The organism is Paenibacillus sp. NPDC056933 (genome assembly GCF_042674385.1).
GTDB lineage: Bacteria > Bacillota > Bacilli > Paenibacillales > Paenibacillaceae > Paenibacillus.
Genome location: NZ_JBHUQN010000002.1, coordinates 231,009 through 244,449 on the forward strand (window position 1 = coordinate 231,009; position 13,441 = coordinate 244,449).

Here is a 13,441-nt window from a genome sequence, read left to right on the forward strand (position 1 = left end):
AAGTATGATAAAATTATAGCTTCGTGGTTTTTAAATCTCCTTTTGCATCGATCGTTATTCTCCACCGCGTAGAATTCGCACCCATCATGACAATTTCGTTTACCAGTTGATATACTGTTCCATTATTATCCTTAACCAGGTCAACCACTATGTTTTTCCCGTCTGACCAGGGACTGGAACCAAACAAATAACGCCCCGTTACATTCGCCGCTACAGTTAAGATATTGTCTCTGATAATATTGTTCTCCACCGTGTAACCGACACTATCGAGATGAACTGCCCACCACGTTCCATCATATCTCAATCGGTTTCCAGTAATAATATTGTTGGAGCCTCGTATTTGGAGACTTGTGCCTTTTCCCGCTATTGAATTATTGGTAAAGGTAACATTATTAACTAAACTGACCATCCGGTCAGGGCCTTCGGAATCAAAACCCGCCTCAATAATGTTATTCGATGCAATAACCCCATTGGTAATATTCATAGCTATGCCAGCTTTGGCAATGTAATTACCTTTTACAATGATATGACCATCCGCAACAATTCCCCAGTGTTTTCCTCTTGGAATGATGATGTTGTCTGATATAATTCCGATGTCCATGCCTTCTGTACCTTTACTGGTACTGGCTTCAATGGCAGCTGTCGCACTAGACATGGAGATTGTGTCAATCAGATTACCCTGGATAATAAACAGGTGGTTGCTAACATCGTCGGGATTAAACTGTGACGGAGAGAAAGACACCGAAATGACAGAAGTTTTTTTGATTTCATTAAAATAATTAGAGGTTACAAACGCACCTTCGAAACCAATTAACCCTACACCAAATGCTGTTCCGATTATGGAATTTCCGTGAATATGCATGTTTTTTGCCCCGGACTCCCCACCCTCATTGTTGCAAGTAATCCCCCCACCAACGGTGGGCATAAGAGACTGTTGTCCTCCTGAAAAACTAGCATAGTCCTGGTCACTGGATAGCACAGGTGAGTGAAGAAAGTTGTTAGTTATTGAAACATGCCACGTTGCCTTAATTAGGATTCCATCTCCGAGATATCTGGAACAATCGTTCTCGCGAATCACTACAAAAACCAAGTTACTACGAACTGCAATCGGCTCTTCTCCTAAATGATGCAGCTTATTGTTCCGTATAACGATATCACGGGCAGGATTGTCTTGATTGTTGGAACCATTGACTGCGATTCCATCGGTAAACTTGCTAATATCATTATGTTGTAATATTACATGGCTCGAATTTTCGACGTGTAGCCCTGTCTTGTTTTTACTCCAAGCAGCTTGAGTAGTTCGCACCAAGGTCAAACCACTGATCTCTACATGATTACTTCCTTCAATCCGTATTCCTTGATCCGAGACCTCCAATATTGCTCCCGGTAGCGCCCTAATGATGACTGATCTTCCGCTAAACGTATAAAACCATCCTGTCTTCACCACCTTATAGTGTCCTGGCGTAAATAATAAAACATCTCCTTCCTGTGCCGAATCAAAAAAAGCCTTGATCTGCACGGACTGATTGCTGCCATCTCCTGGCGCAAAACTTCTCACATCAATGATATTGCCTGAGAGGGTGGATTGCACAGCGGCGATGTTGCCCATAACCTGACTAAACATTTCATTCATTTTGACCGAGTTATACCCGTCAGCACTACTTAAAGCCTGCAAATTAGGATTGTACGTAGTGTTAAAATTAATGAAGTTCATTATCATCAGCCCCCTCTTATCATCGTACAAAAAAACCGCAGTACGTTTAAACTGCGGCTCATTTGAAGGACTATTTTTTGGATTCTAGCGTAATGCGGCGATAAATATTCATATACTCTTCAGCTGATACGTTCCAGCTGTAGTCCCCGCTCATTGCGTTTTTCACAATCTTTTTCCAGTGCTCTGGTTGACGGTAAAATTCCTCGGCACGGCGAATGGTATTCATCATGTCATGGGCGTTAAAGCTTGTAAATGAAAATCCATTCCCCTCACCGCTGAATTCATTGTATGCCTGCACAGTATCGTTCAGACCCCCTGTTTCACGGACAAGGGGTACGCTGCCATAACGGAGTGCAAGCAACTGGCTAATACCACATGGCTCGAACCTCGATGGCATAAGGAATAGGTCACTACCTGCATAGAAACGGCGGGATAACCCATCATTGAAGGTAATCTGAGCAGACATTTTCAGCGGATAACGATTGGCTGCCTCACGGAACCAATGCTCATAAGCCGGATCACCCGTACCCAAAACTGCGAATTGAATGTCATCATAATACAATAATTCATCCAATACACGACATACCAGATCCAATCCTTTGGAATCCACAAGCCTTGTAACCATGACCATAAGTGGGGCATCTGGTCGAACTGGCAGTCCCAATTCCTTCTGCAGCTCAATCTTGTTCTCTATTTTCTTGGACAGGCTCGTTCTGTATTTAACAGAAATTTTGTTATCTGCTGCCGGGTTGTAACTTTTGGTGTCAATCCCATTCACGATTCCACTGAATCGGTCCCCAAGCGAGGCAAGCAATCCATCTAGACCATAGCCATAATAGGAAGTTTGTACTTCCTTCGCATACGTGGGACTGACCGTCGTTACATGATTCGCATACACAATGCCTGCTTTCAGGAAATTGACGTTACCATAAAACTCTGCCCCATCCACCGTAAAGTACCGATCATCCAACTCCAGCAGATCACTAAATAGCTCATGTGGGAACACACCTTGATATAACAAGTTATGTATCGTGAACACCGTTCTCATCTCACTGTAAAAAGAATCATGAGCATAGTGAGCTTCCAACAATAAAGGAATCATCCCTGCGTGCCAGTCATGACAGTGCAATACATCCGGCTTGAATTCGATTTGCGGCAACACTTCAAGAACAGCACGATTGAAAAAAGCAAATCGCTCGCCATCATCCATATAGCCGTACACACCGTCACGTCCAAAATAATATTCATTGTCTACAAAGTAAACCGTAATGCCGTCATGCACCAGCTTTTCAATCCCACAATAGGGTCTGCGCCAGCCTAGAGGTACTTCCGTTGTAATGACTGGCTCCATGGCGTCTTTGTATTCATCCGGAATACCTTTGTATTTGGGCAAAATGACGCGAACATCTGCCCCGCCTTTCTTCAATGCCTGTGGCAATGCACCAATGACGTCAGCAAGACCTCCTGTTTTGATAAATGGATGTACTTCAGCAGCAGCAAATAGAATGTTCATGCCTTCGTCCTCCTCTTCGGTTTACCTGATGTACTAGTAGCACTTGTTTTCCTTTCTTTCGTTGCCATGGTTTTTGATCTTACGGATTTCACTTCAAGTGTCGATGCATCCGTTTTCCGACGAGTATTCTTTTTTAAAATAACTACGCTTAGCGGAGGCAGGACCAGCTCAAGGCTATGTGGCTGACCATGAAAAGGAATCTTTTCAGTAGCCACCTGCATATCATTGAGTATACCTGATCCTCCGTAATCGGAATGATCACTGTTCAGGACTTCGGTGTACATACCGGGACGCATGACGCCAATCCGGTAACGCTCCCGCTTGACAGGCTGAAAGTTAATGAGCACAAGGAGTGTATCCGCAGGTTTTTTTCCTTTGCGCACATATGAAATGACGCTCTGGTCCTGATCATCCGGAGCAATCCATTCATACCCTTCAAAGGAATGATCAAGCTCCCACAAAGCTTTTTCGCCCAAGTATAACTCGGACAGATCCCGTTCAAACTTGTGGAGTTTACGGTGACTGTCATAGTTCAGCAAAAACCAGTCCAGTTCATCTTCATCTTTCCATTCGATAAACTGGCCAAATTCTCCACCCATAAACAGCAGCTTTTTGCCTGGGAATGTCATAAAGTAACCCAAAAAGGCACGCATGCCGGCAAATTTCTGCTCGTATGTTCCTGGCATTTTGTCTAGAAGTGACTTTTTGCCATGAACGACCTCGTCATGAGACAGAGGAAGCACGTAATTTTCAGCAAAGGAGTATACGACCGGGAATGTCAGCAAATGATGTTTGGAGGGACGCTCGTGAAAATCTGATTTCATGTAATCCAGCGTATCGTTCATCCATCCCATGTTCCATTTATAGTTGAAACCTAATCCGCCTTGATCCACTGGCGATGTCACCATCGGCCATGCACTGGATTCTTCTGCCATCATCAGTGCATATGGAAAGTATTTAAAGACGGTCTCATTAAGCTGCTGTAAAAAAGCGACCGCTTCCTTGTTTTCCAGACCGCCTTCGTTATTGGTTCGAAATTGTCCCGGTTGCTTTTCGAAATCCAGTTTAAGCATGCTGGTCACTGCGTCAACACGCAGTCCATCAAAATGGTACATCTCCATCCAGTACAGGGCATTGGAGATCAAGAAGGAACGAATCTCAGGTTTGGAGTAATCAAAGCTTAAGGTGCCCCAGCCTGGTCTCTCCGCTAACAGCGGATCTGCGTACTCATACAAAGGTGTTCCATCAAACAAACGCAAACCATGTGCATCTTTTGCAAAATGTGCAGGAACCCAGTCCAGTAATACACCAATTCCGGCCTGATGTAGCGTATCAACCAGGTACATCAAATCTTTGGGCTGTCCGTAACGGCTTGTCGGCGCGTAAAAACCTGTATTTTGATATCCCCACGAAAGGTCGTATGGATGTTCACTCAGGGGCATCATTTCTACATGGGTATATTTCATCTCCAATAAATACGGAACAAGCAAGTCGGCAATTTCACGATAACTGTAGAGGGTACCGTCCTCTTTACGTTTCCATGTTCCTGCATGCATTTCATAAATATGTAGAGGTTTGTTATACATGGATCGTTGTTTACGTCTCCATGTTCCGTCATTCCATTTGTAACCTTCTATGGAACTTGTAATAGAAGCTGTACGTGGACGGACTTCAGCATGAAACGCATAGGGATCCGCTTTAAGCAATTCGGTACCCTCTTCCGTTAATATACGGAATTTGTATAAAGTTCCTTCACTGATTTCCGGAAAAAAACGAGTCCAAAATCCAGAATCGGGTATCTTATATAATGGTTCCTGTTCACCTTTCCAATCATTGCGGTCAAGCGCTAGACCTACTTCTTTGGCATTAGGAGCCCACACGGTAAAGCGATATCCCTGACGATGATCTTCGATCGCAGGCTGTGCGCCCAATATTCGATAACTGTGATGAAGGTTTCCTTCATGAAACAAATAAATATGCTCCGGCGATATTTCCGGGTTTGCCAATGGTTGAATGGCCAAGAGATCACCTTCTTCTCCAGAAAATAGATGTAACAGTAACCATTACCCCATTCTAGCCAAGTTGAAAAGAAAAATGCGGTGTGTAAAAAAATGTTGTAATTTTTCAGGATTTTTACAATATACATCGTTTCAATAGCCCCGCATTGCGTTAAGTATGTACTACACTGCACAAATATTTTGGGAGGGAAACGATTATGTTTAAGAAAGATTGCATCGCTATGCTGTTGGCGGGAGGAGAAGGGAAAAGATTAAACCCTTTAACCTCAAGTATCGCAAAACCCGCTGTACCGTTTGGCGGGCACTACCGGATCATCGATTTTCCTCTCAGCAACTGCGTAAACTCAGGTATCGACACTGTAGGTGTACTGACGCAGTATCAAGCTGATTCATTACATGATCACATTGGTGAAGGAGAACCGTGGGGCTTCGAAACGTCAAAAGAGGCTGGAATTTCCTTACTTCCATCTTATCATACAGGAAATGACGAATACTTGGGAACTGCGGATGCTATTTATAAAAATATAGACTATATTGATCAACAAAACCCCGAAAATGTTCTAATTTTGTCGGGTGATCATATCTACCATATGAATTACCGTGAGATGCTGGATGCTCATAAAGCGAATGAAGCGGTAGCCACCATTTCTGTTATGGAGGTTCCATGGGATGAAGCACACCGTTTCGGTATTATGGCAGCGGACGCCAATTCGCGTGTTACCGAGTTTGCGGAGAAACCGGCCGAACCGAAAAGCAACTTGGCTTCCATGGGGATTTATATGTTCAAATGGGATTACCTAAAGCGTCACCTGATTGAAGATGCTGCAAACCCGGAATCCAGCCATGACTTTGGTAAAGATGTGATTCCTCAGATGCTGAACGAAAACACACCTCTCTTCGTTTACAACTTTAATGGGTACTGGAAGGATGTAGGTACGGTTAAGAGTTTGTGGGATGCACATATGGACCTGCTTCATAACGATGAAAACTGGAGCCTGCATAAAGAAGATTGGCCGATGTTCACTCGTGACTGGAGATCTAAACCAAGTGCATACAAAGCACGTAATACGCGGGCTGAACTTCTGGCATCCATGATTCATGAATCCTGCGCCATTGAAGGTCGAGCAGAACGCTCTGTTATTTTCTGCGGGGCTGAGGTCGGCAAAGGTTCAGAGGTTAAAGACAGTGTAATTATGCCAAACGCAAGGGTAGGCCGTGGGGTTCATATCGAACGTGCCATCATTGGTGAAGGTGCCATCATTAAAGACGGTGCCATCGTCAAAGGCACTGCGGATGAAATTGTGGTAGTAGGACCCAATGAAATTGTCTCCGCCAAACCGGCAGTGCGTACACAACCTGTTCGTATCCTAAAAGAAGTGTATGAGAAAAGCGGACGCCTGCGCGCTGGTGAACTTTCCTCATAAAGATAATAAAAGGCGAGCCGAATATGGCTCGCCTTTTTGGTGCTCTTTGTTAATATTCAACCTTAAAACCTCTTTGATACGCTTAAGGTATTTGAAGACACGGTTACTTATCCTGATCAGATTCAGGTTGAGTTAAGTCTGAAGTGAGTTTATCTTCCACTTCATTATTCTGCACAGTGTCTTCCTCCACCGTCTCTTCCTCCTGCAAAGCTGGTAACGACACCGTTACCGTTGTTCCCGTTCCGAGTTCACTTTGCATCGTAATTGTCCCCTCATGCAGTTCGACCAATTCCTGCGTAATCGCAAGCCCCAGTCCTGTCCCTCCATTTTGGTGATTTACCTGGAAGAAACGGTCACGTACTTTAATAAGATGTTCTTCACTGATTCCGATACCGGTGTCCTGAACAGCTGCAATGATCTGACCATTCTCCTCTTTGACGGACAAGAAGATCCAGGAATTCTCATGTGAAAATTTGATCGCATTATCCACAACGTTCAGGAAGACCTGTTTCAGTCTGTTGCCGTCTCCATGGACATTATAAGCACGAGTCTCATCCGTTTCCAACTTGAGATGAACCTGTTTTTGTTCTGCTTTGGCCCAGACATTCAACATCGTTTCCTGCACAATTTCACGTATGTTGACGGTTCCTTTGACCAGCTTCATCTGATTCTGTTGTAATTTGGAGAAATCCAGCATCTCTTCAACAAGTCCAATCAGTCGTTCGGTTTCCTTGGAGATAATACCCATCCCAATACGGGTTTCTTCCGGATCATAACCACCTGAATCCAGTGTCTCACTCCAGCCCTTGATACTGGTCAGGGGTGTTCTTAATTCATGTGAAATCGAAGAGATAAAATCATCCTTGATCTGATTACTTCGCACGATTTCATGTGCCATGAAGTTAAGCGTCGATGCCAACTCGCCCAATTCGTGCTTATAATTTCCTTTAACCCTGACATCCAGCCGTCCTCGGGCCATCTGAGCAGACACTGCCGTAATGTTGTTTATCGGACGTACAATGGAGTTTGCCATACCAATACTTATAATCAAGACAATGGCAAGCACACCAATACCAACCGCAATGGCAAGCATACCCATGAACAATAACTTGGAATTTACGTTGTCGAGCGAGGTCAGATATCGAATAACATAGGTGTTTTCGCCGCCTAGATCAAACTTGTGTGAGACGGCCATCACCTGCTCGCCAGTGCCCGGTTGTCTACCTACCCACCGTCCCATGCCACCATTCAAGGCCTGTTGAATATCACTGGTTTGCAATACGGCACGATCAGATTCAAAAGCAGTCGAACTGGCTACCACATGACCACTCAAATCCAGAATTTCAAGTTCAGTATTATCAAGTGCCAAATTAACAAGAAGTTTGGAAAGGTTCTTCCCGTCTTCGGTATTGCTTTCACGGGCTAGAGGCTCAAAAAAATCCTTTGAGTTGGAGATATGGGTACTGATTGTATTATAAATACTTTCATAATAATATCTTTGAATCGCCAGCATAAATACAAATTCCACCAACAGCAGAGCCAGAAACACTACTATAAAATAATGTAGTACGATCTGCCGGGTAATTCCTTTTTTGATCATTGATCCCGGCCCTTCCATTTATACCCGTGACCCCATACAGTCTGCAGGTATTCAGGTTCGGAAGGATTGTTCTCAATTTTCTGGCGCAAGCGACGAATGTTTACATCTACAATTTTCGGATCACCCATATACTCTTTGCCCCACACATGATCCAGCAGCACATCACGACTAAGTGGTGTATTTTCTTTTTCCAGGAAAAATTGGATCAGTGAGAACTCTGTCGGTGTTAGTTCAATTAATTCATTCTGCTTTTTAAATTGCTTCGAGATCAGATCCAGTGAAAACGGTCCTGACTGGAACGTTACCTTGGCAGCCGTTTCCCGATGTACGTTCACTCGGCGCAGCAAGGATTGTATCCTTGCTATCAGCTCTGTTGGACTGAAAGGCTTACTTACATGATCGTCCGCTCCGACTGATAACGCATATACCTTATCTTGTTCCTGTACCTTCGCTGTCAGGAAAATAATGCCAAGCCGCTCATTCGTTTCACGAATGCGCCGACACACTTCGAATCCGTCAATGCCAGGGACCATAACATCTAGCAAAGCCAGATCAATATCTGGTACAGTTTGCAGTATGCGAAGGGCTTCATGCCCGTCCCCTGCCTCAAGTACTTCAAATCCATTTCTTTTTAAATTAATAACAATAAAACTGCGGATGGATTCTTCATCCTCAAGAATAAGTACTTTACTCATTAAGTTCTTCCTTTCTATTCAGTTGCAATATTGTTAAGCAATCCCTCATCCGCATCCAGTTGCGCACCGCGTGAAGCGATGACCCGATCATTGGTACGAGTTATTTCCTTCCAATTTTTACCCTTTTCCTGATCCCACTGAGAAAGAGTAAAATATTTGATTTCTCCTACCGTTTCATCTGTATCAATCATCTTGAAACGAATATATTTTTCTTTTTCCGATTTCGTATCAATGGTAATCTTTCCATACCATTCAGGTTTCAGGTTTAAGTGGAATAGGTCGGCATCGTCCCGGTATTGGAAGGAGACAAATTTCTTATCCTCTTTACCGTCCCATTGATAGAAGGTATAGAACCACATCCGGGAATCAAATACATAATGCTCCCAGCCTTTAGGTGTTTCCTTCAATCCAAACTCAATAATACCATCATTGTTGACATCACCGCTTAAAATTTTGTCATCTCTGTAGGTTTGATCAGGCGATTTGAATGCATTCACTAATTTGTTATCTTTTACATATACGATCTGTGAGAATGTACTTCGATCATCCAGCTCCAAGTCCAGTACTACTCCCATTCTACCTTTCGCAATCTGACCACCTAAAGCATTATAGATCTCTTTCACCGTATAGTCCGTCTGCATCCTGTCAACTTCCTTGAAGCTACCCTCGTCGTATTGATACAACGCAATGGATACAAACCCGCTATTGTTCAAAGATAAGATCGTAAAGTCATTTTTGTTATCCCCGTTCAGATCCAACGTGTTCCCCTGAACGTCATCTATAATATATTGGTTGTATGGAACACCACCCAATACTTGCTCAAGTGCTCCACCTTTATAAGAATACGCAGTTAATGCTTTCTGTTCCTGTAAACTGACACCGAGAATAATATCCGGGTTCCCATCATTTGTAATGTCCAACACCTTGAAAGATTGCAGTTCATTTCCCGGAACATCAAAAGTCAGCTTTTTAACCCAAGAGCCCACTTGTTCTTCCAGTAACATGCCATGAATTCGCACATTCTCATTAGGAGTCTCATAGAAAACGATAGCTTCCCGAGTGCCATCTCCATTTAGATCTTCTACACGAATCATACTGGTATTATTCATGTCTTTCGGACGAATCAATTTGCTTTCGGGTGGCTGCTCATGCTGGACCACATTTAATAATTTTTCCTTGTCTGTAGACATCAATGGTTTTCTCATCATGCCTTTAGGATCGCTTATGACAGTACATCCGCTAAGGACTGAACCGAGCAGGATACTTACTGCTCCGCCTGCCAACAGCCGTCCCCACCGAGAATTAAGCAAATTCATCACTCTTTTCAATAGTTTAAATCATATTTTTTTCTTGCTGTGTCAATCGACGCCCCCGAATGTCAAAAACAATTTTGCCTTCTGATAGCCCCCAAATGCGGGTGGCATGTTTCTCTGCCAGTTCAATCGGCAATACCGCAATTACGGTAGCCCGTTCTTCTTCGCACAATTTGCGCAGTGTTTCCAGGACCGCATCTGCGGTATGAGGATCAAGACCGACTACCGGCTCATCCGCCAAGACAACTTTGGCGCCATGTGCAAGCGCCCGGGCAATGGCAACACGCTGCTTCTCACCACCACTGAGCTTCTCTGCCGTCATGTGCGCTTTATCCAGTAATCCCAATCCCTCCAGATAATCCATGGCGCCCATATAATCATCGGAACGTACCATACCCGTCACCATTCTCCACAAAGGGGTCTGACCCGACCTACCGATCAATACGTTCTTCAAAGCAGTACGTCTCGGATACAATTGCGGATTCTGTTCCAAGTATGCCCATTCCCGTTTAATTTTCCGTTTTCCGGACCAGCCCTCTTTCAAAATCTCGGCACCGTCCACCGTAAATCGGCCGCCATCCCATTTCTCCATCATGGCAAGGCATTTAAGCAGCATGCTTTTTCCGCTCCCGCTTGAACCGACTATTGCAATCATTTCTCCCTGTTGCATATCAAATCGAATATCCCGCAGAACCGGAACCCGGTCCGCCCCTACGGATTTGCTTAAGCCTTCCACTCTGATCATCGCGATGTCTCCTCTTGTCCATGTTTTTCCCTAACTACTAGTGTACTCGGAAATGGACATCAATTTCCATGCGAACACCAGCTTCTATTTTAACACAGATTCGAGCGCAGGTTTACGACGAAATAACACACCTGCTGCACCAAAAAGAAGATACATGAATCCAAGCAAAGTAAACATGCCTCCCGGTGAGATCCAGTTGATGACTTGCCCACCCAGATTCGGTCCGATAATGCTCCCAATCGTAAAATGAAACGAAGCAACCACGTTCGCTGCAGGCAGAAGCGCTTTAGGAAGAATATCTGCGGCATAGGCCAGGCCAAGCGAGAAAAACGACCCTACCAAACCACCAGCTATCGTCAGCAGCACAAGTGTCCACCAGAAGTGTGTGCCTGCCACAGGAACTAGCATAAAGACGATGCCGCCCGTTATACCGGCAAACATCAACGTCTTCTTCCGACCATATTGGTCGCTTAACATACCCAGAGGCAATTGAAGAAACAAACCACCGATTCCGACGAACGGCAGTAACGAAGATATCTGATTGGCATCGAATCCAATACGCAGTCCGTAAACAGGGAAGTTGCTATTCATCCCGGCTTCCATGTATCCATATAACAGCGCAGGCAACAATGCATACCATGCCCACGCCAGGCTTCGACGGAATCGACGTTCAGGCAGCTGCCCATGTTCTGTTTTTTCGGGCTTCGTATCGGGAAGCTTCATTAATACCAGGAAGAGTACAGCCCCCATACAAACAAATAATACCCAGAATGGAACAGCATCACCAAAGCCGAGCAGCTTGATTCCCAAAGGCCCAATACTGAATCCAAGTCCATAGGACATGCCGTAAAGAGAAATGTATCGTCCCCGCTTCTCGGGTGCCGTAACCAGGAGAACCCATAATTGCGCAGCATAATGAAGTGCACTGTCACCGATTCCGACAACCAGACGCAAAATGAACCAGATTTTGATATCTGGAAAATAAGGAAACAAAATGAGGGGAATCATGACAAATAACAGACCACCGATGATCAGCTTTTTGAAACCGATCGCTCCCAGCAGTCGTTCAGCGACCAGAGTCATGGCAAAAGAACCAACGTATAATGCGGCAGCATTTAATCCGTTCAAACCCGAAGAAACTCCCTTTTGCTCCAGGAAAATGGACAGCACTGGCAATAAAAGTCCCTGACTTATACCCGCTACAACAATAACGGTTATCAGTACGAGATAGTTCGATGTAGAATTTGACAATTTGGTTTTGGTTGTAGATGACACTAAATTTCATTCCTCCTGCAAGCATACAAAGAAAAATCGCCATCACTGACGACCTTTCGCATGTTATAACTATTCTGTTGATCGGGCATGGTTATACCGGGGCTTTGCCCTGGACTTGAACATTATAGTGGACAACGCCCTGCAAAACAAGCCATAATAGTACTTAAGTCGCTGCGTACATTTAGATGTGACGGGAGGATTCTGCAACATATGGCTTATCATGTTAAAATCGATGTTTCACCGATATATGAAATGCTCAACAGTTTTTTGGTATATGTAACGAAGAAATGGATTCAACATCTCGATGTTGGTCCAGAATGGATTATTGAAGTGGAAGGCAAACTAAGTTCCAATGTACGAGCTGCGCTCGCACCTGCTTCTACTTGGCCTTTTGATGACTTTGACGTCCTGTTCGCATGGGCTGCATACCGAGATGCTTCCACAGAAAATCGCGATTTTCTGGACATGCTTGCGGGCCAGACAGCCAATGAACTGTTCGCACGCGTTTCACCTTTGCTGCCCAGTCTTACCATAGAAGAATCAACTCGTATTCGGGACAGCTATGTTCCCCTGCTTCGACTCTGGGATCAGCATTACTGCCAGCATATGAGTGAGGATTATCGTACCTGGTTGGAGGAAGACGCTGAGGAGAAACGCATTTTGCTTGATAAAATGGGACCGGAATTACTCATTGAGTATGCCACTGCCGGTGTTTTGGTTGAACCGATGCCTGGGCTGGATGAGGTCATTCTATTTCCAACCGTTCACAACCGCCCCATTAATATGTACTGTTTCTACGAGGGCATGATGATTATGCAGTATCCCGTGGATGCTCCCGAAGAAGATGAGGATCAGCCGCCAACCTGCCTGCTTCGTTTCACCCATGCTCTGGCTGATCCAGAAAGACTCCGTCTGCTTCGTTATGTATCAGAGGAGCCGAAATCGCTTGCTGAGATGTGTGAAGAACTGGGCAAAGACGAGGATATGGTTAAAGACCAGGTTATGGCTCTTCGTATCGCCGGTTTGCTACGAACTCATCTGCTTGGCAGTAACCGCAAAGAGAAATATAGTATCCGGCCGGATGGCGTATCTGAATTGAATATGTTCCTGGAATCCTATATTCGCATAAACATATGAACATCTG

10 protein-coding genes are annotated in these 13,441 nt (G+C 44.5%); 2 read left to right on the top strand and 8 right to left on the bottom strand.

Annotation, left to right across the window (positions count from 1 at the left end; all coding sequences use genetic code 11):
* Positions 1-13 precede the first annotated feature (13 nt).
* The 3 genes from ACFTRD_RS15995 to glgB form a co-directional block, all read right to left on the bottom strand.
* Positions 14-1,714, bottom strand: coding sequence for a NosD domain-containing protein (locus tag ACFTRD_RS15995; protein ID WP_379381748.1), 1,701 nt, complete (start codon positions 1,712-1,714; stop codon positions 14-16).
* 70 nt (positions 1,715-1,784) lie between these two features.
* Complete coding sequence (glgA, locus tag ACFTRD_RS16000; protein WP_379381750.1) at positions 1,785-3,227, bottom strand: glycogen synthase GlgA; 1,443 nt, start codon at positions 3,225-3,227, stop codon at positions 1,785-1,787.
* A complete protein-coding gene (glgB, locus tag ACFTRD_RS16005) occupies positions 3,224-5,248 on the bottom strand; it encodes a 1,4-alpha-glucan branching protein GlgB (protein ID WP_379381752.1) in 2,025 nt (674 codons plus the stop codon). The genes glgA and glgB overlap by 4 nt, the downstream gene beginning before the upstream one ends.
* 194 nt (positions 5,249-5,442) lie before the next feature.
* On the opposite strand from glgB, the gene ACFTRD_RS16010 reads away from it, so the two are divergent.
* On the top strand, positions 5,443-6,669 hold the full coding sequence (locus ACFTRD_RS16010; RefSeq protein WP_379381754.1) for a glucose-1-phosphate adenylyltransferase: 1,227 nt from the start codon (positions 5,443-5,445) through the stop codon (positions 6,667-6,669).
* A gap of 103 nt (positions 6,670-6,772) precedes the next feature.
* Here the strand turns inward: ACFTRD_RS16010 and ACFTRD_RS16015 are convergent, their stop codons facing one another.
* The 5 genes from ACFTRD_RS16015 to ACFTRD_RS16035 all read right to left on the bottom strand — a co-directional run bounded on the left by ACFTRD_RS16015 (position 6,773) and on the right by ACFTRD_RS16035 (position 12,273).
* A complete protein-coding gene (locus ACFTRD_RS16015; protein WP_379381756.1) occupies positions 6,773-8,269 on the bottom strand; it encodes a sensor histidine kinase in 1,497 nt (498 codons plus the stop codon).
* Complete coding sequence (locus tag ACFTRD_RS16020) at positions 8,266-8,964, bottom strand: response regulator transcription factor (RefSeq protein WP_024634004.1); 699 nt, start codon at positions 8,962-8,964, stop codon at positions 8,266-8,268. Before ACFTRD_RS16020 ends, ACFTRD_RS16015 begins: the two co-directional genes overlap by 4 nt.
* 14 nt (positions 8,965-8,978) lie before the next feature.
* The gene (locus ACFTRD_RS16025) at positions 8,979-10,274 is read right to left on the bottom strand and encodes a hypothetical protein (RefSeq protein WP_379381759.1); all 1,296 of its coding nucleotides are present in this window, start codon (positions 10,272-10,274) and stop codon (positions 8,979-8,981) included.
* A gap of 22 nt (positions 10,275-10,296) precedes the next feature.
* Positions 10,297-11,022 carry a phosphonate ABC transporter ATP-binding protein gene (locus ACFTRD_RS16030; protein WP_192267858.1) on the bottom strand — a complete coding sequence of 242 codons (726 nt, stop codon included), beginning with the start codon at positions 11,020-11,022 and terminating at the stop codon, positions 10,297-10,299.
* A gap of 84 nt (positions 11,023-11,106) precedes the next feature.
* Complete coding sequence (locus ACFTRD_RS16035) at positions 11,107-12,273, bottom strand: MFS transporter (protein ID WP_483875045.1); 1,167 nt, start codon at positions 12,271-12,273, stop codon at positions 11,107-11,109.
* A gap of 234 nt (positions 12,274-12,507) precedes the next feature.
* Here ACFTRD_RS16035 and ACFTRD_RS16040 point away from each other — a divergent pair, with 234 nt between their 5' ends.
* Positions 12,508-13,434 carry an ArsR/SmtB family transcription factor gene (locus tag ACFTRD_RS16040; protein ID WP_379381763.1) on the top strand — a complete coding sequence of 309 codons (927 nt, stop codon included), beginning with the start codon at positions 12,508-12,510 and terminating at the stop codon, positions 13,432-13,434.
* Positions 13,435-13,441: the final 7 nt, after the last annotated feature.

Coding starts and splice junctions, on each gene's coding strand:
- ACFTRD_RS15995 (WP_379381748.1), bottom strand. CDS start 1,714: ATGAACTTCATTAATTTTAACACTACGTACAATCCTAATTTGCAGGCT.
- glgA (WP_379381750.1), bottom strand. CDS start 3,227: ATGAACATTCTATTTGCTGCTGCTGAAGTACATCCATTTATCAAAACA.
- ACFTRD_RS16010 (WP_379381754.1), top strand. CDS start 5,443: ATGTTTAAGAAAGATTGCATCGCTATGCTGTTGGCGGGAGGAGAAGGG.
- ACFTRD_RS16015 (WP_379381756.1), bottom strand. CDS start 8,269: ATGATCAAAAAAGGAATTACCCGGCAGATCGTACTACATTATTTTATA.
- ACFTRD_RS16020 (WP_024634004.1), bottom strand. CDS start 8,964: ATGAGTAAAGTACTTATTCTTGAGGATGAAGAATCCATCCGCAGTTTT.
- ACFTRD_RS16030 (WP_192267858.1), bottom strand. CDS start 11,022: ATGATCAGAGTGGAAGGCTTAAGCAAATCCGTAGGGGCGGACCGGGTT.
- ACFTRD_RS16040 (WP_379381763.1), top strand. CDS start 12,508: ATGGCTTATCATGTTAAAATCGATGTTTCACCGATATATGAAATGCTC.